Consider the following 17,788-nt stretch of genomic DNA (forward strand, 5'->3'; position numbering starts at 1 on the left):
AGGTTCCGATTTTCAGTGTAGAGGAGGAAAGTTGATGTCCAAGACCCAACCCGAGCCTATCCGTGATCCCAAGGGTGATCGCCTGCTGACGCCAGAAAATTGCGTGCTGGTGCTGATCGATTTCCAGCCCGAGCAATACAGCACCGTCACCTCGTCCACGCGCGAAGAAATCGACCTCAACGTGATCGCATTGTGCAAGCTGGCCAAGGCTTATGACGTGCCGGTCATCGTCTCGACCGTCGGCGTGGATATGGGCGTGAACGAAGGCACCGCCAAAGAGATCCTCGCCGAACTGCCCGGCGTGAAAGAGATCGACCGCACCGGCGTCAACTCATGGGAGGATGAGGAATTCCGTGAAGCGGTGAAGGCGACCGGCCGCAAGAAAGTCGTCATCGCCGGTCTGTGGACCGAGGTTTGCCTGACCTTCCCGACGCTGGATATGCTGGCCGAAGGGTTCGAGGTTTATCCGGTCGCCGATGCCGTCGGCGGCGTCTCTCCGGTATCCCATGACCGTGCTTTCGACCGGATGATACAGGCGGGTGCTCAGCCGGTCACGGCGATCCAGTTCGGCTCGGAATTGATGCGGAACTGGGCGCGGGAAAGCTCGGACAAGTTCCGGCGGGTGCTGCGCTGGTATTTCCCCAAGCGGTTTGGCCTGATGAAAGAAGGCAAGATCAAGTAGCGCTGAAAAAAAACCGGCCGATGGAGCGGATCGCGCGCCATCGGCCTCTACTCGTCAAAAAACCGTATCTCTCAGATCATTCTGAAGCGGGTGCCCCAAGGGTCGGTGAGGGTCTTGCCGGCGCCGTCGGACGATCTCAGGGCGATCTCGGCCAGTCCGATCCGGTCAGGGTCGCGCGGACCCGCGCCACGGCTGTTCCAGATATTTCCCGCAAGCTGGTGGTGGTAGCCGTTCCAACCATACCAGATCCCGCCCGGTCCATCGAAAGTCTGGGTCAGGCCCAGATCGTCGCGGAAGAACTGATCCGCGCGGCCCAGATCGCCGACTTGCAGATGGACATGCCCGATGCTGCTGCCCGCGGTCGCCCCTTCCCAAGGGTCAGTAGCGGCAGAGATCAGATCGACAAGATCCAGCCTGCGCGTGAACATGGTGATCCGGTCGCCGTCCTGCTGCCACTCGTTACTGGGGCGGTCGCGGTAGATCTCGATCCCGTTTCCTTCCGGGTCGTCCAGATACAGGGCTTCACTGACGCCATGGTCCGATGCACCCGTCAGCCGGATATTCTGATCGGCGGCATGACGCAGCCAAGCCCCCAGATCGCCACGCGACGGCCAGAGAAAGGCGGTGTGGAACAGCCCGGCCTCGGCCGGATCTCGGGGTTTTGCGGCTGCATCATGGCGCAGTTCAAGCAGAACCTGATCGCCTGCACCCAAGCGGCGGGTGTTCTGGTCGCCGCCCATCGGTTGCAGGCCAATCGCCGTTTCGTAGAAATCCGCCATTCCGGCCAGATCATGGACCGTCAATGCGACGTGATCGATATTTGTGCCGCTCATCACTGTTCCCCCTTACTTACGTTTTATTCTGAAGATGTTCAGTCCGTCGTGACCGCGGCTTTTCCTCCGCCCAGCAGCGCCAGCACGATCAGTGAAATCGCCCAGAAGGCCGGAAATTCCCAACCGCCGCCCTCATTGGTGAAGAAGAAGCCCGCCTTGGCGTGGTTGAAGAAAATCGCGCCCAGCAGGATCGGCAACAGCGCCAGCGAGACGACGCGCACCTGCCAGCCGATGATCAGTGCGATGCCGCCAAGCACTTCGGCGATGATGGTCAGATAGGCGAGCGGGCCGGGCAGTCCCAGAGACTGAAAGAACTGGGCGGTGCCCGATGGGGTGAAGACCGCGATCTTCAGCCAGGCATGGGCGAGAAACAGCACGCCCAGCGAGATACGCAGGATCAGAGCGGCAAGCCCCGGAGCCCGCAGTTGTGCATTCAAGGTCGTCAGCATTTTTTCCGGTCCCCGGATGGTTCATTGGTGATGACCAACGACCTAATCCATTTCCGTTGGGCCGATAATCCGTCCATTTGGAAGATTATTTATTCCGCGCAGGAATCAATCTGCCCAGTTGGGACCGTTGGCCCACCGCTTGCGCAGGAAATCGATCAGCAGCCGCAGCCGTGACGGCATATGCCGACCAGCGGGGGTCAGCACATGGATGTCAAAACCCTCGCGCTGATATTCGGGCAGGACCGCGACCAGTCTGCCTGACTTGACCGCCGCGGCAGAGACGAAATCCGGCACGCGCGTAATGCCAAGCCCGTTGGCGGCGGCGATGATGCAGGCCTCGGCATTGGCGAAGTGCAGACGGCTGTTCACCGTGATCATGGTCGTCTCGTCATTCTCGAAGAACGCCCACTGGTCTGGTTGAGGGAAGTTGCTGTCGCAGATGATGTCGTGCTGTCGCAGATCGGCGGGCTGCCGGGGCGGGCCGCGCCGCGCCAGATAGTCGCGCGAGGCGACCATCTGCACGTGCGTTCGTCCAAGCCGCGTCGCGCGCAGCGAGGAATCGCGCAGATTGCCGACCCGGATTGCGGCGTCATAGCCATGCTCGGCCAAACTCATCACGCTGTCGGTGAATTGCACATCAAGGCCGATGCCCGGATATATCTTCGCGAAATCCGCCAAGGCGGGGAGCAACTGCATGGTGCCGAAGGTCAGCGGTGCCGTCATTCGCAACAGCCCGCCCGGCATCTGCCCGGCGCTGCGCAGATCGTCGTCCAGATCGTCCATCTGATCCAGAATCGCCGCGATTCGGGTAAAGTAACGCTCGCCATCGACGGTCAGCGTCACCGCCCGCGTCGTCCGGTTCAGCAGCCGGATCCGCAGATGTTCTTCCAGCTTCGAGACCAGCTTCGACGCCTGACCGGGCGAGGTGCCAAGGTTTTTGGCGGCGGCAGAGAAGCTGCCAAGCCGCACCACCTGCACAAACATCCGGTCGGCGTCGAGACGGTCCATCCGACTGGATCAGCCAAGGCTGGCTGCGAAGCCCGCCATGAAATCCGTCAACTTCTGGCGCGTGCGGTCATCGGTCAGATTGCCGTCCGCATCGAACAGTTTGCCCGCGCCAGAGACCATCAGCCGCCCCTCGGTCCAATGCTTCGTCTTCAGCGTGCGCAAGACCTGAAGCCAGTGCTCCTGCGCCAGCACCGTGCCGAAATTGCCGGGCGAGGCACCGATGACGGCGACAGGCTTGCCGGCGAACAGCGCCAGCCCGTCCTTGCGCGAAAGCCAGTCGATCGTGTTCTTCAACACGCCGGGCATGCCGTTATTGTATTCGGGGGTGACGATCAGCAGTCCGTCAGCCTCGGACAACTGACGTTTCAGGGTCTCGACAGCGGCGGGAATGCCGTCTGCAGCCTCGACATCGCCATTATACAGCGGCACGTCGGCGATCGAGCCGATGACGATCTCGGTGCCTTCCGGCGCCACTTCTTTCGCCGCGCGCAGCAGGCCAGTGTTGAAGGATGCCCGGCGAAGGCTGCCGCTGATGCCCAGAATTGTCGTCATACTTGATACGTGCTCCTGACATGGGACCGGGGGCGTTCAGCCCCCGGCCTGTGTTCATTGCTTAGTCCAGCGGTTTCAGACCTGCCTCGATCTGGGCGCGCTTGGGTTCGAGGAAGGGCGGCAGGGAAAGACCCTCACCCATCGTCTCACGCGGTTCGTCCACATCGAAGCCGGGACCGTCGGTCGCCAGTTCGAACAGATTGCCACCCGGTTCGCGGAAGTAAAGGGAGCGGAAGTAGTAACGCTCGACTTCACCCGAATTCGGGACGCGGAACTGTCCGACGCGCTTGGTCCATTCGGTCAGCGCGGCTTTATCAGGCACCCGGAAGGCGACGTGGTGAACGGCACCTGCGCCCTGACGTGCGACCGGCAATCCGGGCTGGACCGCGACATGCAGTTCGGCAGCCGCACCGCCATCGCCCATCTGATAGACGTGAACCACGCCTTCACCATCCGGGCTGGGATATTCGCGGACCTTCTGCATGTTCATCACTTGGGTCAGCACGGCCTCGGTCGGGGCAAGTTCCGGCACCGAGATCGAGATCGGACCAAGGCCCTGAATCTGATGCTGGACCGGGACATCGCTTTGATCCCAGGGCTGCCCGGCAGGTTGCGGGGCTTCGACAAGGCGCAGGCGCTGGCCTTCGAAATCTTCGACATCCAGCGAGGTGCGACCGTCCAGCGTGATGACGCCGCCATTGGTGACGCCCAGATCGGTCAGGCGTTTGGCCCAGTATTCAAGGCTGCCTTCGGGCACCCGCAAGCCGGTGCGGTTGATCGAATGGGTGCCGCGGCGTTCGCGCCCGACAGGCCAGTCGAAGAAGGTCAGATCCGATCCGGGCGATCCGGCGCCATCGGCGAAGAACAGGTGATAGGCCGACGTATCGTCCTGGTTCACGGTCTTCTTCACCCGGCGCAGGCCGAGGGTTTCGGTATAGAAGCGGTTATTGGCGGGCGCATCTGCGGTGATGGCCGTCAGGTGGTGAATTCCGGTGAGCTGCATGTTCAGGCTCCTTTCTTGGCTTGGGACCAATATGGACCGGGTTCTGCGTTCGGGCGAGGTGGCGGGGTGGCAACGCGGCGTTCTTATATTGCGAACGGCTGAGGGTCGGTTATGGTTCACGCATGAATTGGACAATCAACGATATCGAAACCTTTCTGGCGGTTCTGGAAGCGGGCAGCATCTCGGGCGCTGCAGCGCGGGCCGATCTGTCGAAATCGGTGGTCAGCAAGCGGATCAGCGATTTCGAGGCCAATCTGGGCGTGCCCCTGTTCACCCGTCATGCGGGCCGGATCACGCCCACCGACAGTGCCACCGAACTGGCCGAGCGGTTGCGCCCGGCGCTCGCCGAACTGATCGCCGCCACCGAAAGCGTCACCGGGCAAGAGACCGAACTGCGCGGTCGTCTGGCCATTGCCGCGCCGATGAGTTTCGGGATTCGTTTTCTTGGCCCGGTCATCGCCGGTTTCGCCCGCGCCCATCCCCGGCTGGAGATCGTGCTGGATTACGACGATCAACTGACCGATCTGGCGCGGATGGGCTTTGACGTCGGTGTGCGCGTCGGGCTGATGAAGGACAGCACGCTGATGGCCCGCCGGATCTGCGAGGATTTGCAGGCGCTGGTCGCCAGTCCTGATTATCTTGCCATGCACGGCGCGATCACCCGCCCCGAGGATTTGGCTGGGCATCGCGCCATCAGCTATCTGAACATGCGGCTGGGCGATATCTGGCCCTTTGACGGGGTCGAGCCGCCTCCTGTCGGGCGGATGACCGCGAATAATGGCGAAGCGATGCGGGACATGGCGATTGGCGGGCTTGGGTTGGCGCTGTTGCCGATGTTTCTGACCCACGAGGCATTGCGCCGCGGCGATCTGGTGCATGTCCTGCCCGATCTGGTTCAGGCGCCCCTGCCGATCAATGTTGTCTGGCCGCCGATCCGGCCCTTGCCAAAAAAGACGCGGCTGTTCATTGACCATGTGGCGGCGGCGTTCTCAGGGGTGCCGTCGTGGAAGATCGGTATTTAAGCAACGAAGAAGCGAGGTCCGGGTGATGCTGGTCGATCCGAATGCACCATTTTTCCGGCATCTCTGGGTGCGGGTGTTGTGCGTGGTCCTGCCGCTGATCTGGGCGGCGGTGGAACTGTATAACGACAACCCGTTCTGGGCGATCCTGTTCGGCGGCGCCGGTGTTTATCTGGCGATAGAGCTGTTCATCAAGCGCAAGCCTGACGCTTAACCCTGACCGCGGCGGCGGGCGACGATCTGTTCGAGGTGCTGGAAGCCGTAATGGATCAGTACCGCGATGATGCCGACGATCATGCCGCCTTGCAGGACATAGGCGGTATTGGATGAGATCAGACCGGCGATGATCACCTCGCCCAGCGTATTGGCCGCGACGGTGGAGCCAATGGTGGCCGTGCCCAGTGAGATCACCGCCGTCAGCCGCATTCCCGCCAGCAGGATCGGCAGGGCCAGCGGCAGCTCTACCTGCCACAGCCGTTGCGATGCGGTCATGCCGCTGCCAAGCGCGGCCTCGGTCACCTGCGGGGATTGGCGGGTCAGACCGGCAAGGGCGTTTTCAAAGACCGGAAGCAGCCCGTAAAGGAACAGCGCGATCAGCGTGGGGCCAGCGCCGAAGCCCAGAACCGGCACCGCGAGGGCCAGCACCGCGACCGGCGGGAAGGTTTGCCCGACCGAGGTAATGGTGCGGGCAAGCGGCAGGAATTCGCGGCCCGATTGCCGGGTGACAAGGATCGCCAGCGTCACCGCCACCAGCGTCGATGCCGCGACCGCTAGCGCGACCAGCGTAAGATGCGACAATGTCAGCGAAAGCAGGCTGGATTGCACATAGATCGCCGGGGCGTCGTTTTTGGTGAAGGGCTGGAACAGCGGCGCGAAGGTTTGCGGGCTGATCAGAAAGGCCAGCAGGAAAACGGTCAGCGCAAGCAGGGCAATCCGTCCGGTCATGACAGGGTGGTCCGGTCCTGTGGTCCGGCGCGGCGGCGCAGAGCGTCCAGTGTGACGATGCCGCCGCCGGTGACGGGCAGGGCGTCGCGCCCGCTCCACAGGCATTCGGCAAGCGCGTCGCGCAGGCTGGCCGTGGCGGGGATCGGGGTGCCGGTCGCCTGACCCTCGGTCGCGATGCTGGCGACGGTTTCCAGCGACAGCAGGCGCAGCGGGCGTTCGTCAGTGCCGATCAGATCTTCGACGAAGGGCGTGGCGGGACAGGACAGGATTTCGGCGGGCGTCGCGTATTGCAGCAGCTTGCCCTTGTCCATGACGGCGATGCGGTCGCCAAGGCGGATCGCCTCTTCCATATCATGCGTAACGAGGATCAGCGTGGTGCCCAGCTTGCGCTGGATCTCCAAGAGGTCGGTCTGGGCCTTGGCGCGGATCACCGGGTCAAGCGCGCCAAAGGGTTCGTCCATCAGCATCAGGTCGGGCCGTGCCGCCAAGGCACGGGCGACGCCGACACGTTGTTGCTGGCCGCCCGACAATTCATGCGGCATGCGGTCGCGGAAATGGGCCGGGTCAAGCTGGAACAGCGTCAGCAGTTCATCGACGCGGGCGCGGATTTCGTCTGCCGACCACCCCAGAAGGCGCGGAACCGTGGCGATATTCTGGGCGATGCTGCGATGCGGGAACAGGCCGTTGCCCTGAATCGCATAGCCGATCCGGCGGCGCAGCAGATAGGGCGGGATGGTCGCGGTATCTTCGCCATCAATCAGCACCTTGCCCGCGCTTGGCTGGACCAGACGGTTGATCATCCGCAACAGCGTCGTCTTGCCAGAGCCTGAGGTGCCGACCAGCACCACGATCTCGCGGCTCTGGATGGTCAGGCTGACATCATCGACCACGCGGGCATCGCCATAGATGCGGGTCAGGTTCTGGATCTCGATCATGGGCGGGCTCCTTGCGGATGTCTGCTTGTGGCCTCGACCAGAAGGTCAAGCGCGATCCCCGCGACAAGCGCCAGCGCGATGGTCGGCAGCGCGCCGAGCAGGACCAGATCCATCGCCGTCTGCGCCAGTCCCTGAAAGACGAAGGTGCCAAAGCCGCCGCCGCCGATCAGTCCGGCGATGACCGCAAGGCCGATATTCTGGACCAGCACGATCCGAACCGCCGCCAGCAGCACCGGCACCGCCAGCGGGATCAGCACCTGCCACAGGATTTGCGTCCGGGTCATGCCGAGTCCGGCGGCAGCCTCTCTCGTGGCCGGGTTGACGGAGTTGAGGCCAGCCAGCGTGTTCGAGACGACCGGCAGCAGCGCATAAAGGAAAAGGGCGATCAGGGCGGGGAACAGGCCGATGCCCGCGATCCCTGCCTTGGCTGCGCCGGGAACGGTTGCCGCGATCCAGCCGAAGAGCGGGATCATCACCCCGAACAGCGCCAGCGAGGGGATGGTTTGCAGGATGTTCAGCCCGCCCATGACCGGATTGCGCAGCGCCCGGCTTTGATACAGCGCGATGCCCAGCGGCAGGCCGATCAGCAGTGCAAGGCCCAGCGAGCCGAAGGTGAGGATCAGGTGACGCTCTGCCTCGCGCAGAAACAGCGTCTCGCGGGCGGCGTATTCGCGCATGACCGAGACGCCGTCCAGCGTGCCGGTGGCAAGGATTGCAGCGCTGATGGCGAGGGTCGCAGCCAGCAGCAGCCAACGCAGTCTTAGCGAGGGGCGCAGGCGGTTGATGGTGTCGGCGAACATCAGGCCAAGCGCCAGTAGCAGCAGCCAGAAGCCGCCGCCCGGCGCGACACGGGCCAGTTTGTCATCCGGCGGGGTCAGGTGGTCCGCCGCCGCGCCAAGCGCCAGAACCAGCGTGACAACGCCCGCGAAGGCCCCGGCCAGCCGCAGCCACAGGGGCCAACGCAGGAAACAGCCTGCGATCAGCAGCGCCAGCAGGAACCCCGTGACCAGCGCGCCCATTGCCCCCGGCAAGGCCGCCCAGAGGCGCAGACCTTCGCCCGGCACGATGCGGTTGGCCTTGAACTGCACCAGCGGCAGCGCAAACCCGGCCAGTCCGATCACAAGGAACAGAAGGCCGGGGCGGCACAGATCTTGCCGGTGGATCACCTGCGTCAGTCCAACAGGCCCGCGCTGGTCAGATAATCCTGCGCCACGGCCTCGGCCGGTTCGCCGCCGATCTGGATGCGACCGTTGAGCTCCTGCAACGTCTCCAGCGTCAGCGTCTCGAAGATCGGGGCAAGGATGCCGGGGATGTCGGGATGCTCGGCCAACACTTCGGCGCGGATGATCGGGGCGGGGGCATAGACGGGCTGCACGCCCTTGTCATCCTCCAGCACCACCAGCCCGGCAGGCGCGATGCCGCCATCGGTGCCATAGACCATCGCCGCATTCACGCCCGAGGTCTGGTTCGCCGCCGCCGCGATGGTCGCCGCCGTATCGCCGCCCGAAAGCTGCACAAGCTGGTCCGAGGTCAGGGTAAAGCCATAGGCTTCCTGAAACGCGGGCAGGGCGGCTGCCGAGGTGACGAACTCGGTCGAAGCTGCCAGCTTCACCTCACCCCCATCGGTGACCCATGTGCCGAAATCGCTCAGGGTGACAAGGCTGTTCGCATCGGTCACGTCCTTGCGCAACGCAATCGCCCAGGTGTTGTTGGCGGGCGCGGGCTGCAGCCAGATGATATCGTTCTGATCCTTGTCCAACTCGGCCACGCGGGCATAACCTTCCGCGGCATCCTTCCAGACCTCGCTGTCGGCTTCGTTGAAGAAGAACGCGCCATTGCCGGTATATTCGGGATAGATGTCGATCTGGCCGGTGGTGATCGCATCGCGCAGGATCGGGGTCGCGCCAAGTTGCAGGCGATCCTCGACCGGCAGGCCGGCATCCTGCAGCGCAAGCAGGATGATATTGCCAAGCAGGCCGCCTTCGGTATCGATTTTGGACGAGACGACGATATTCTGCGCATTGGCCGGAATGGCGGCGAAGGTCAGGGTCGCGGCGACGGCAATACGGGTCAGGAAGGGCATGGTCAGCTCCTGTCAGGATAGATCAGGACGGTACGGCGTCCTGTTACATGACGCAGGAAACGGCGTTTGGTTGCCTGTCTCTGCACGTTTGGCCATCTTTGCGGGAAAGATTTGGTCTGATCGTGGGGATCTCCGCGACAGTGGCCCTGCACGAGTCAAAGGGAAAACATGGCTGATGTAAACTCTGTCGCGATTGCGCGGCGTAAGCCGGTCGAAGTGCCGCGCCGCCTTCGCCGGATGCTGTCGCTTCAGGATTTCGAGCATCGGGCGAAACGGCGCTTGCCGCTGTCGATCTTTGGCTATGTGAGCGGCGGGGGCGAAGAAGACCTCAGCCTGCGCGCCAACCGCGCCGATTTCGACGCCTTACGGTTTCAGCCGCGCATACTGTGCGATGTTTCTGGCCGGTCGCAGCGGCTGGCATTATTCGGGCAGGATCATGCGCTGCCCTTCGCCATCGCGCCGATGGGGTTCAGTGCTTTGGCGGCCTATGACGGCGATGTCGTGCTGGCACAGGCGGCGCGCGAGATGGGCAGTTTCGCGATCTGCTCTGCCGCATCGCTGACCCCGTTGGAAAGGGTGGCGGCACAGGGCGGTGGCGGCTGGTTTCAATGCTACATTCCGGGCGAAGAGACGCGGATCGGTGCATTGCTGGACCGGCTGCTGACGGCGGGGTTCGACAAGCTGGTCGTGACAGGCGACGTCCCGGTGGCCGCGAACCGCGAGAATAATGCAAAGAACGGCTTTGACGCGCCCTTTCGCATCACGCCGCAACTGATCTGGCAGGGGATCACGCATCCGCGCTGGACCTTGGGCACAATGGGACGCGAAATCTGGACACGCGGCATGCCGCATTTCGAGAATATGGAGGCGGTGCAGGGACCGCCCCTGTTCTCTCGCGATCTGGTGCGCTCGACGATCGCGCGCGACCGGCTAAGCTGGACGCATCTGGATTTCATCCGCGCCCGCTGGCCGGGGAAACTGCTGGTCAAAGGCGTGTTGCATCCCGACGATGCCCGCCGGGCGCGGGATTGCGGCTGCGACGGGGTGATCGTCTCGAACCATGGCGGGCGACAGTTGGATGGTGCGATTTCGGGATTGCGGGCATTGCCTGCGGTGCGCGAAGCGGTGCCGGATATGGCGGTGATCGTCGATGGCGGTATCCGGCGCGGGACCGATGTGCTGAAGGCCCTGGCGCTTGGCGCGGATTTCACACTGGTCGGGCGACCCTTCCTTTATGCGGCGGCGACCGACGGGGTCGAAGGCGTCCGCCACGCGATGAAGCTGCTGGCCGAAGAGGTGGATCGCGATATGGCCCTGCTAGGCGTGAACCGGATCGAGGATTTGCGCGGGCTTTCGATGGTGAAGGCGTAACGTGATGCCGGGGCCGAAAGAGACGCCTTTTCTCGCCCCCCACGCATTGCGATAAGCCGCAGATGCCTGAAACGCTGCCCATCGACGCTATCCTTCCCGACCTGCGCGCCACCTTGGCCGCCAAGGGTCGCGCCGTGCTGGTCGCCCCTCCGGGGGCTGGCAAGACGACGCGGGTGCCGCTTGCGCTGATGGATCAGACCAAGGGCCGCATCCTGATGCTGGAGCCGCGCCGCCTTGCCGCCCGAGCGGCGGCCGAGCGGATGGCCTCGACCCTTGGTGAACCCGTGGGGCAAAGCGTCGGCTATCGCATTCGCGGTGAATCCGTGCCCGGCAGCCGGATTGAGGTGGTGACCGAGGGTATCCTGACCCGGATGATCCAATCCGATCCCTCGCTGGACGATATCGGCTGCGTCATCTTCGACGAATTTCACGAACGCAGCCTGAATGCCGATCTGGGGCTGGCGCTGGTCTGGGAGGCAAAGGGCGCGCTGCGCGATGATCTGGCCGTGCTGGTCATGTCGGCGACACTGGACGCCGAACCCGTGGCCGCGCTGCTGGATGATGCGCCGATCTTGCGCTCGGACGGTCGCGCCTTCCCGGTCGAGACTCGTTGGCTGGACCGCCCCCTGCCCGCAGGTGCCCGCCTGATCGATGAAGCCGCGCGGCTGATCGCCCATGCCGAGGCAGAGACCCGTGACACCGGCGGCACCCTGCTGGCCTTCCTGCCCGGCGAAGGCGAAATCCGCCGCGTCATGGGGCAGCTTCAAGGCACCGGCTGCGAAATCCTGCCGCTTTACGGTGCGCTGGATGCCAAGGCGCAACGCGCGGCCCTGTCGGTGCCGGGGGCGCAAAGGCGGATCGTGCTGGCGACCTCGATTGCCGAAACCTCGTTGACGATCCCGCAGGTGAAGGTGGTGGTCGATGCCGGTCGCGCCCGCCGCGCGCGGTTCGATCCGGGCAGCGGCATGTCGCGTCTGGTGACCGAACGGGTCAGCCGGGCCGAGGCCGATCAGCGGCGGGGTCGGGCCGGGCGGGTCGCACCGGGCATCTGCTACCGGATGTGGGCGCGGGCCGAAGAGGGCGCTTTGCCCGCCTTTGCACCGCCGGAAATTGCGGTAGCCGATCTGGCCGGGCTGGCGATGGAACTGGCCGTCTGGGGGGCAGACCCGTCCGATCTGGCCTTCCTGACTCCGCCCCCCGAAGGCGCGCTGGCCGAGGCCCGGGCGCTGCTGCGCGGCCTTAATGCGCTGGACGATCAGAACCGGATCACCGATCACGGCAAGGCGCTGGCCCGGCTGCCGATCCATCCGCGCCTTGGGCATATGCTGCTGCGCGCCGGAAGGGGTGCCGCCGATCTGGCCGCGCTGTTGTCGGACCGCGATCCGCTCAAGGCGGCGCCGGTCGATCTTGCCCCGCGTCTTCTGGCGATCCGCGACCCCAAAGCCTATGCCGCCCGCCATCATTGGGAGGCGAACCGCGCCGCAATTCAGCGCCTGCGCGACGATGCCGCCCGTCTGCGTCGCATGGCCCCCGACCTGCCGCCGATGCCGGTCGGTGCAATGGCGGCACTGGCCTATCCCGACCGCATCGGTCTGCGCCGCAAGGGCGATGATCCGCGCTATGTCCTGTCGGGCGGCAAGGGCGCGGTGATCGAGGCGTCCGATCCTATGGCCGGTCAGCGCCTGCTGGTTGCGCTTGATCTGGACGGGGATAATCGCGAAGCCCGCATCCGCCTTGCCGCGCCGCTGGACGAGGCGGATTTGCGCAGCCTCTACGCGGATGAGATCGCTCGCGTTACTCTTTGCGAATGGTCGCGCCGCGATGGGCGCGTTCTGGCCCGCCAGCAGGAACGGCTTGGCGCGCTGGTCATGACCGACCGAGCATGGACGGAGGCGCCAGAGGAAGCGGTGGCACAGGCGGCGCTGGACGGTCTGCGGCTTGACGGCCTGCCATGGACCAAAGCCGCCGCCCGATTGCGGGCCCGCATCGCGCTGGTCCCCGCGCTTGGGCCGGTGGATGACGCCGCGCTGCTGGCCGACCCCGATTGGCTGCTGCCGTCGCTGGGCAAGATCCGCACTCTGGCCGATCTGCGCGCACTGGACCTGACCGAACCGCTGAAAGCCCGGATTGGCTGGAACGGTCAACAGATGCTGGACCAACAGGTGCCTGCGCATTTCACCACGCCGCTGGGCCGTAAGGTGCCGATCGATTACGACCATGAAACCCCGTCGATCGAACTGCGCCTGCAAGAACTTTTCGGCGTCACCCGCCACCCGACCGTGGGCAACACTCCGCTACGGATCAGCCTGCTGTCTCCGGGTGGCAAGCCGGTGCAGGTGACGACCGATCTGCCGGGGTTCTGGGCGTCATCCTATGCCGATGTCAGAAAAGACATGCGCGGCCGCTATCCGCGCCACCCCTGGCCCGAAGACCCGACCGAGGCGGACCCCACGACCCGCGCCAAACCGCGCGGGACCTAAGGCTTCTTCGTTGTCCAAATACCGAAAGGCAAGGCCTGCCTAGGGCGTCAATCCCTCGGGATCGGGCAGGCCGTTGGCACGGGCTGTTGCTGTCAGCGTATTGGCCAGCAGGCAGGCGATGGTCATCGGGCCGACGCCGCCGGGAACCGGGGTGATCGCGCCTGCGACCTTGACGGCCTCGGCGTAATCCACGTCGCCCACCAAACCGTCATCGGTGCGGTTGATGCCGACATCGATCACCGTCGCGCCGGGCTTGATCCAGTCGGCCTTGACGAAATGCGCCCGACCGACGGCTGCGACCAGAATATCAGCCTCGCGGCAGATCGCCTCAAGATCGGTGGTGCGCGAATGGGCGATGGTCACCGTGGCACTGTCGCGCAGCAGCAGTTGCGCCATCGGCTTGCCGACGATGTTCGATCGACCGATCACCACCGCGCGCTTGCCCGACAGGCTGCCCAGATGGTCGCGCAGCATCATCAGACAGCCCAGCGGCGTGCAGGGCACCATCGCCTTCTGCCCGGTCGCCAGCAGGCCCACGTTCAGAAGGGTGAAGCCATCCACGTCCTTTTCCGGCGCGATACTGTTGATCACCGCGGATTCGTCCATATGGCCGGGCAGGGGAAGCTGCACCAGAATGCCGTTCACCGCCGGGTCATTGTTCAGCGTATCGATCAGCGCCAGCAGATCGGCCTCGGGCGTATCGGCGGGCAGTTTGTGCTGCCATGAATTCATCCCGACCTCGACGGTCATCTTGCCCTTCGAGCGGACATAGACCTGACTGGCCGGATCCTCGCCCACCAGCACCACGGCCAGGCCGGGGGTGATGCCGCGTTCCTTCAGCGCCGAGACCTGGGTTGCGATCCGGCTGCGCAGGTTGGCGGCGAAAGCCTTGCCGTCGATGATATGGGCTGTCATGGGCGATCTCCCTTCAGATGGCGGTCTTCCTGCGCGATGGCGGCTTCGACCAGTTGCCGCCAGATATTCTCGATCAGCGCCCGGTCCAGCCCAAGCGATGCGGCATGGCTGCCCGCATTTGCGACAACTTCTTCGACGCGATCCTCGATCCGGGCGGGCAGGCCGATATTGGACTTGATCTGCGCCGCCCGCGCGATCAGCGTGCTGCGTTCCGCCAGCAGGGTGATTACCTTCTGGTCAAGCGCGTCGATATGGGCGCGCAAGGTCGTCATGTCGTGGATGTCTTCGGTCCGGGTCATCGCAGCCTACCTTTCGGACAGGGGGATGCACCGGGAAGCGCCGCCGCGCAAGGGCTCAACTGGTCTGCGCGGTTTCCAAGGCGCTGCGCAGCCGGATCAGCGCGGTCTGCATCGCCACCGCCTCATCCGCGCCAAGCCCGGTGGCCTTTGCCACACATTCGGCCACACCCGCGGCTTTGGTCTGCAAGTCCCGGCCCTGATCGGTCAGAAAGATCCGCACCCGCCGCTCATCCTCATTGTCGCGCAGGCGGCGCAGCAGCCCGGCAGTTTCAAGCCGCTTCAGCAGGGGCGTCAGCGTGCTGGATTCCAGACCCAGACTGCCGCCGATCTCGCTGACGCTTTGCCCGTCGCGTTCCCAAAGCAGAACCAGCGCCAGATATTGCGGATAGGTCAGGCCAAGCGGGTCCAGCAGCGGTTTGTAAAGCCGCCCGAACGCCAGATTGGCCGAATAGATGTCAAAGCACAGCAGCGACGATAATGTGGGGTTCTGTTCCATGCTGCCAAAATAGATTGCGCGCGATTTAATCGCAAGGGTTGACGAATCGACCTCATCAAATTAATTATCACACGATCTAATCGTAAGCGATGAAAGGAAATGCCATGCCGACCAAGGTTCTTTACCGCACCAGCGCCACCGCGACAGGCGGGGGCCGCGACGGCCATACCGGCACCGATGACGGCACTCTTGCCTTTGACCTGACCGTTCCGAAGGAACTGGGCGGGCCGGGCGGCGACGGTGCCAACCCCGAGAAACTGTTCGCCACCGGCTATGCCGCCTGTTTCATGGGCGCGCTGCGGTTCTATGCAGGCTCGAAAAAGGTGAAGGTGCCGGATGATGCTCAGGTGCAGGTCAGCGTCGGCATTGGTCCGCGCGAGGATACCGGCTTCGGGCTGGATGTCTCGATCCGGGTAAGCCTGCCGGGTGTGGAACGTGACGTGGCCGAAGACCTGATCGCCGGCGCGCATCTAGTTTGCCCCTATTCGCATGCCACGCGCGGCTCGCTGAATATCACGCCTGAACTGGCCTGAGAGACGGTGCAGACAGGCGCCCGCCCGGATTCACGTCGCCCTTGGGCGACGCCGGGCAGTGCCCGACCGCCCGGACGGGCGGGCACTTTGGTGAGGCTGCGCGTAACAGAGATGTTCGGCGGGGCGGCACCATAAAGCGCTTAGAATGATCGTTGCAGTGCCCACCCGCGGTCGGGCAATGCCCTCTGCTCTGAATGGCGGGCAAAGAAAAACCCCCGGCCTAGACCGGGGGTTTTTGCTTTCTACAGTCAAATCACGCGGGGGCGGGGTCGCCGCCTTGCGAACTGGTTTTCCCGGCTTTCGGGATCGCGGTGACCGACGGGATCACGCTGCCCGGCGTGTCGTCATCGCCGCCAAGCGCCTCGCCGCGAAGGATCTTGCCGATTTCCTCGCCGGTCAGCGTCTCGTATTCCAACAGGCCCTGCGCCAGACGTTCGAACTCTTCGTTCTTCTCGATCAGGATGCGGCGGGCTTCCTGATAGCCTTCCTCGATCAGGTCGCGAACTTCCTGCTCGATCAGCTCTTTCGTCGCCGCCGAAACCGAGAAGCCGCCGGTGCTGCCCGAATACCCCTCATGCGCCTCGGCGTAATCGACGGCGCCAACCTTGTCGGACATGCCCCAACGCATCACCATGGCGCGCGCCAATTGGCTGGCCTGCATGATGTCGCCCGCCGGGCCGTTCGAGACGCCTTCTTCACCATATTTGATGATCTCGGCGGCCTTACCGGCCATGGTCATGGCGATCTTCTGCTTGGCTTCGTCCTTGTGGTAATTCAGCCGGTCCATTTCCGGCAGGCTGACCACCATGCCAAGCGCACCGCCGCGCGGGATGATCGTTGCCTTATAGACCGGATCGCATTTCGGCAGCGACAGCCCGACGACGGCGTGACCGGCCTCGTGATAGGCGGTCTTTTCCTTCTGCTCGGGCGTTAGGACAAGGCTGCGACGCTCAACGCCCAGCATCACCTTGTCCTTGGCATTCTCGAAATCTTCCATGCTGACGAAACGGCGACCGATACGGGCCGCCATCAGCGCCGCCTCGTTCACGAGGTTCATCAGGTCGGCACCGGAAAAGCCCGGCGTACCGCGTGCGATGATCCGCAGATCGACATCGGGACCGACCGGAACCTTGCGGGCATGGACGCCCAAAATTTTCTCGCGGCCCTTGATGTCGGGGTTCGGCACATGGATCTGACGGTCGAAGCGACCGGGGCGCAGCAGCGCTGGGTCCAGCACGTCCTTGCGGTTGGTCGCGGCGACGATGATGATGCCTTCGTTGGCCTCGAAACCGTCCATCTCGACCAGAAGCTGGTTCAGGGTCTGCTCTCGCTCGTCATTGCCGCCGCCAATACCAACGCCACGGGCGCGGCCAACGGCGTCGATTTCATCGATGAAGAGGATACAGGGCGCCGATTTCTTCGCCTGTTCGAACATGTCCCGGACGCGGCTGGCGCCGACACCCACGAACATCTCAACGAAATCCGAGCCCGAGATGGTGAAGAACGGCACGCCAGCCTCACCCGCGATGGCACGGGCCAGCAGGGTCTTACCAGTGCCCGGAGGGCCGACCAGCAGCGCGCCTTTCGGGATCTTGCCGCCCAGACGGCTAAACTTCTGCGGGTTGCGCAGGAATTCAACGATCTCTTCCAATTCTTCCTTAGCCTCGTCGATCCCGGCCACGTCGTCAAAGGTCACCCGACCATGCTTTTCGGTCAGCAGCTTGGCCCGCGATTTGCCAAAGCCCATCGCGCCGCCTTTGCCGCCGCCCTGCATCCGGTTCATGAAGAAAATCCAGACGCCGATCAGCAGGATGAAGGGCAGCCAGACGCCCAGCATCGACATCAGGCCGGATTGCTGTTGCTTCTCGACCTTCACCTGCACGTCTTTGGAGATCAGCCGGTCGGCGATCTCTTCGCCCTGCGGGCGGACGGTGTGATATTGATTGCCGTCGGTGCCGGTGACGATCAGATCCTCGCCATCGATGGTGACCGCCGAGATCTGATCGTTGTCCACCCGTTCGATGAAATCCGAATAGGTGATCTGGCGGCTGTTCATCGAAGACGCTCCGTCGCTGAACAGATTGAACAGCGCAAGGATCATCAGGAACAGAACGACCCAGAAGGCCAGGTTACGTGCATTGCCCAAAACGGGACTCCTCCGGCGGAAATCGGTTTCGTCTGAAAA

General features: G+C 64.0%; 19 protein-coding genes. 6 read left to right on the forward strand and 13 right to left on the reverse strand.

Translation table 11 applies throughout. From position 1 onward, the window contains the following. Nucleotides 1-34 precede the first annotated feature (34 nt). Nucleotides 35-682: a hydrolase gene (locus JJJ17_RS02415; RefSeq protein ID WP_200683494.1), complete on the forward strand. Its 648-nt coding sequence runs from the start codon at nucleotides 35-37 to the stop codon at nucleotides 680-682. A 71-nt stretch (nucleotides 683-753) separates the two neighbouring features. Here JJJ17_RS02415 and JJJ17_RS02420 read toward each other — a convergent pair whose 3' ends face one another. From JJJ17_RS02420 to JJJ17_RS02440, 5 genes are all read right to left on the reverse strand, one after another. Continuing rightward, a complete protein-coding gene (locus JJJ17_RS02420; protein WP_200683496.1) occupies nucleotides 754-1,515 on the reverse strand; it encodes a VOC family protein in 762 nt (253 codons plus the stop codon). Between the two features lie 38 nt (nucleotides 1,516-1,553). Then, entirely contained in the window at nucleotides 1,554-1,964 is a 411-nt protein-coding gene (locus JJJ17_RS02425; RefSeq protein ID WP_200683498.1) for a DoxX family protein, read from the reverse strand. 105 nt (nucleotides 1,965-2,069) lie between these two features. Continuing rightward, complete coding sequence (locus JJJ17_RS02430) at nucleotides 2,070-2,972, reverse strand: LysR family transcriptional regulator (protein WP_200683501.1); 903 nt, start codon at nucleotides 2,970-2,972, stop codon at nucleotides 2,070-2,072. A gap of 9 nt (nucleotides 2,973-2,981) precedes the next feature. Then, nucleotides 2,982-3,524 (reverse strand): NADPH-dependent FMN reductase, encoded by a 543-nt coding sequence (locus JJJ17_RS02435; RefSeq protein ID WP_200683503.1) that lies wholly within the window; start codon nucleotides 3,522-3,524, stop codon nucleotides 2,982-2,984. 61 nt (nucleotides 3,525-3,585) lie between these two features. After that, on the reverse strand, nucleotides 3,586-4,527 hold the full coding sequence (locus JJJ17_RS02440; protein ID WP_200683505.1) for a ring-cleaving dioxygenase: 942 nt from the start codon (nucleotides 4,525-4,527) through the stop codon (nucleotides 3,586-3,588). A gap of 122 nt (nucleotides 4,528-4,649) precedes the next feature. Here JJJ17_RS02440 and JJJ17_RS02445 point away from each other — a divergent pair, with 122 nt between their 5' ends. Further along, a complete protein-coding gene (locus JJJ17_RS02445) occupies nucleotides 4,650-5,549 on the forward strand; it encodes a LysR family transcriptional regulator (protein ID WP_200683507.1) in 900 nt (299 codons plus the stop codon). Between the two features lie 25 nt (nucleotides 5,550-5,574). Beyond that, the gene (locus tag JJJ17_RS02450) at nucleotides 5,575-5,760 is read left to right on the forward strand and encodes a hypothetical protein (RefSeq protein ID WP_200683509.1); all 186 of its coding nucleotides are present in this window, start codon (nucleotides 5,575-5,577) and stop codon (nucleotides 5,758-5,760) included. Here the strand turns inward: JJJ17_RS02450 and JJJ17_RS02455 are convergent. The 4 genes from JJJ17_RS02455 to osmF are packed head-to-tail and all read right to left on the reverse strand — an operon-like array spanning nucleotide 5,757 to nucleotide 9,509. Then, nucleotides 5,757-6,491 (reverse strand): ABC transporter permease, encoded by a 735-nt coding sequence (locus tag JJJ17_RS02455; RefSeq protein WP_200683511.1) that lies wholly within the window; start codon nucleotides 6,489-6,491, stop codon nucleotides 5,757-5,759. The genes JJJ17_RS02450 and JJJ17_RS02455 overlap by 4 nt on opposite strands. Beyond that, on the reverse strand, nucleotides 6,488-7,426 hold the full coding sequence (locus JJJ17_RS02460; protein WP_200683513.1) for an ABC transporter ATP-binding protein: 939 nt from the start codon (nucleotides 7,424-7,426) through the stop codon (nucleotides 6,488-6,490). The genes JJJ17_RS02455 and JJJ17_RS02460 overlap by 4 nt, the downstream gene beginning before the upstream one ends. Further along, on the reverse strand, nucleotides 7,423-8,592 hold the full coding sequence (locus tag JJJ17_RS02465) for an ABC transporter permease (RefSeq protein WP_325168751.1): 1,170 nt from the start codon (nucleotides 8,590-8,592) through the stop codon (nucleotides 7,423-7,425). Before JJJ17_RS02465 ends, JJJ17_RS02460 begins: the two co-directional genes overlap by 4 nt. A gap of 5 nt (nucleotides 8,593-8,597) precedes the next feature. Then, a complete protein-coding gene (gene osmF / locus JJJ17_RS02470; RefSeq protein ID WP_200683515.1) occupies nucleotides 8,598-9,509 on the reverse strand; it encodes a glycine betaine ABC transporter substrate-binding protein OsmF in 912 nt (303 codons plus the stop codon). Nucleotides 9,510-9,677: 168 nt separating this feature from the next. On the opposite strand from osmF, the gene JJJ17_RS02475 reads away from it, so the two are divergent. Together JJJ17_RS02475 and hrpB are read left to right on the forward strand one after the other, a co-directional pair. Further along, on the forward strand, nucleotides 9,678-10,880 hold the full coding sequence (locus JJJ17_RS02475) for an alpha-hydroxy acid oxidase (protein WP_234463844.1): 1,203 nt from the start codon (nucleotides 9,678-9,680) through the stop codon (nucleotides 10,878-10,880). A gap of 62 nt (nucleotides 10,881-10,942) precedes the next feature. After that, nucleotides 10,943-13,360 (forward strand): ATP-dependent helicase HrpB, encoded by a 2,418-nt coding sequence (gene hrpB / locus JJJ17_RS02480; RefSeq protein WP_200683517.1) that lies wholly within the window; start codon nucleotides 10,943-10,945, stop codon nucleotides 13,358-13,360. A gap of 39 nt (nucleotides 13,361-13,399) precedes the next feature. Here the strand turns inward: hrpB and folD are convergent, their stop codons facing one another. The 3 genes from folD to JJJ17_RS02495 are packed head-to-tail and all read right to left on the reverse strand — an operon-like array spanning nucleotide 13,400 to nucleotide 15,070. Continuing rightward, nucleotides 13,400-14,275 (reverse strand): bifunctional methylenetetrahydrofolate dehydrogenase/methenyltetrahydrofolate cyclohydrolase FolD, encoded by an 876-nt coding sequence (gene folD, locus JJJ17_RS02485; RefSeq protein WP_200683519.1) that lies wholly within the window; start codon nucleotides 14,273-14,275, stop codon nucleotides 13,400-13,402. Beyond that, nucleotides 14,272-14,574, reverse strand: coding sequence for a chorismate mutase (locus JJJ17_RS02490; RefSeq protein WP_200683521.1), 303 nt, complete (start codon nucleotides 14,572-14,574; stop codon nucleotides 14,272-14,274). The genes folD and JJJ17_RS02490 overlap by 4 nt, the downstream gene beginning before the upstream one ends. A 55-nt stretch (nucleotides 14,575-14,629) precedes the next feature. Continuing rightward, entirely contained in the window at nucleotides 14,630-15,070 is a 441-nt protein-coding gene (locus JJJ17_RS02495) for a MarR family winged helix-turn-helix transcriptional regulator (protein ID WP_200683523.1), read from the reverse strand. A gap of 104 nt (nucleotides 15,071-15,174) precedes the next feature. Here JJJ17_RS02495 and JJJ17_RS02500 point away from each other — a divergent pair, with 104 nt between their 5' ends. Continuing rightward, nucleotides 15,175-15,603: an organic hydroperoxide resistance protein gene (locus JJJ17_RS02500; RefSeq protein WP_200683525.1), complete on the forward strand. Its 429-nt coding sequence runs from the start codon at nucleotides 15,175-15,177 to the stop codon at nucleotides 15,601-15,603. A gap of 253 nt (nucleotides 15,604-15,856) precedes the next feature. Here JJJ17_RS02500 and ftsH read toward each other — a convergent pair whose 3' ends face one another. Then, nucleotides 15,857-17,749 carry an ATP-dependent zinc metalloprotease FtsH gene (ftsH, locus tag JJJ17_RS02505; RefSeq protein WP_200683527.1) on the reverse strand — a complete coding sequence of 631 codons (1,893 nt, stop codon included), beginning with the start codon at nucleotides 17,747-17,749 and terminating at the stop codon, nucleotides 15,857-15,859. Nucleotides 17,750-17,788: the final 39 nt, after the last annotated feature.

It is taken from the genome of Paracoccus caeni, assembly GCF_016629665.1.
In the GTDB taxonomy this organism is placed as follows: domain Bacteria; phylum Pseudomonadota; class Alphaproteobacteria; order Rhodobacterales; family Rhodobacteraceae; genus Paracoccus; species Paracoccus caeni.

Excerpts from the sequence above, each read along its gene's own strand:
- JJJ17_RS02415 (WP_200683494.1), top strand. The coding sequence starts at position 35 with ATGTCCAAGACCCAACCCGAGCCTATCCGTGATCCCAAGGGTGATCGC.
- JJJ17_RS02420 (WP_200683496.1), bottom strand. The coding sequence starts at position 1,515 with ATGAGCGGCACAAATATCGATCACGTCGCATTGACGGTCCATGATCTG.
- JJJ17_RS02425 (WP_200683498.1), bottom strand. The coding sequence starts at position 1,964 with ATGCTGACGACCTTGAATGCACAACTGCGGGCTCCGGGGCTTGCCGCT.
- JJJ17_RS02430 (WP_200683501.1), bottom strand. The coding sequence starts at position 2,972 with ATGGACCGTCTCGACGCCGACCGGATGTTTGTGCAGGTGGTGCGGCTT.
- JJJ17_RS02435 (WP_200683503.1), bottom strand. The coding sequence starts at position 3,524 with ATGACGACAATTCTGGGCATCAGCGGCAGCCTTCGCCGGGCATCCTTC.
- JJJ17_RS02440 (WP_200683505.1), bottom strand. The coding sequence starts at position 4,527 with ATGCAGCTCACCGGAATTCACCACCTGACGGCCATCACCGCAGATGCG.
- JJJ17_RS02445 (WP_200683507.1), top strand. The coding sequence starts at position 4,650 with ATGAATTGGACAATCAACGATATCGAAACCTTTCTGGCGGTTCTGGAA.
- JJJ17_RS02450 (WP_200683509.1), top strand. The coding sequence starts at position 5,575 with ATGCTGGTCGATCCGAATGCACCATTTTTCCGGCATCTCTGGGTGCGG.
- JJJ17_RS02455 (WP_200683511.1), bottom strand. The coding sequence starts at position 6,491 with ATGACCGGACGGATTGCCCTGCTTGCGCTGACCGTTTTCCTGCTGGCC.
- JJJ17_RS02460 (WP_200683513.1), bottom strand. The coding sequence starts at position 7,426 with ATGATCGAGATCCAGAACCTGACCCGCATCTATGGCGATGCCCGCGTG.
- osmF (WP_200683515.1), bottom strand. The coding sequence starts at position 9,509 with ATGCCCTTCCTGACCCGTATTGCCGTCGCCGCGACCCTGACCTTCGCC.
- JJJ17_RS02475 (WP_234463844.1), top strand. The coding sequence starts at position 9,678 with ATGGCTGATGTAAACTCTGTCGCGATTGCGCGGCGTAAGCCGGTCGAA.
- hrpB (WP_200683517.1), top strand. The coding sequence starts at position 10,943 with ATGCCTGAAACGCTGCCCATCGACGCTATCCTTCCCGACCTGCGCGCC.
- folD (WP_200683519.1), bottom strand. The coding sequence starts at position 14,275 with ATGACAGCCCATATCATCGACGGCAAGGCTTTCGCCGCCAACCTGCGC.
- JJJ17_RS02490 (WP_200683521.1), bottom strand. The coding sequence starts at position 14,574 with ATGACCCGGACCGAAGACATCCACGACATGACGACCTTGCGCGCCCAT.
- JJJ17_RS02495 (WP_200683523.1), bottom strand. The coding sequence starts at position 15,070 with ATGGAACAGAACCCCACATTATCGTCGCTGCTGTGCTTTGACATCTAT.
- JJJ17_RS02500 (WP_200683525.1), top strand. The coding sequence starts at position 15,175 with ATGCCGACCAAGGTTCTTTACCGCACCAGCGCCACCGCGACAGGCGGG.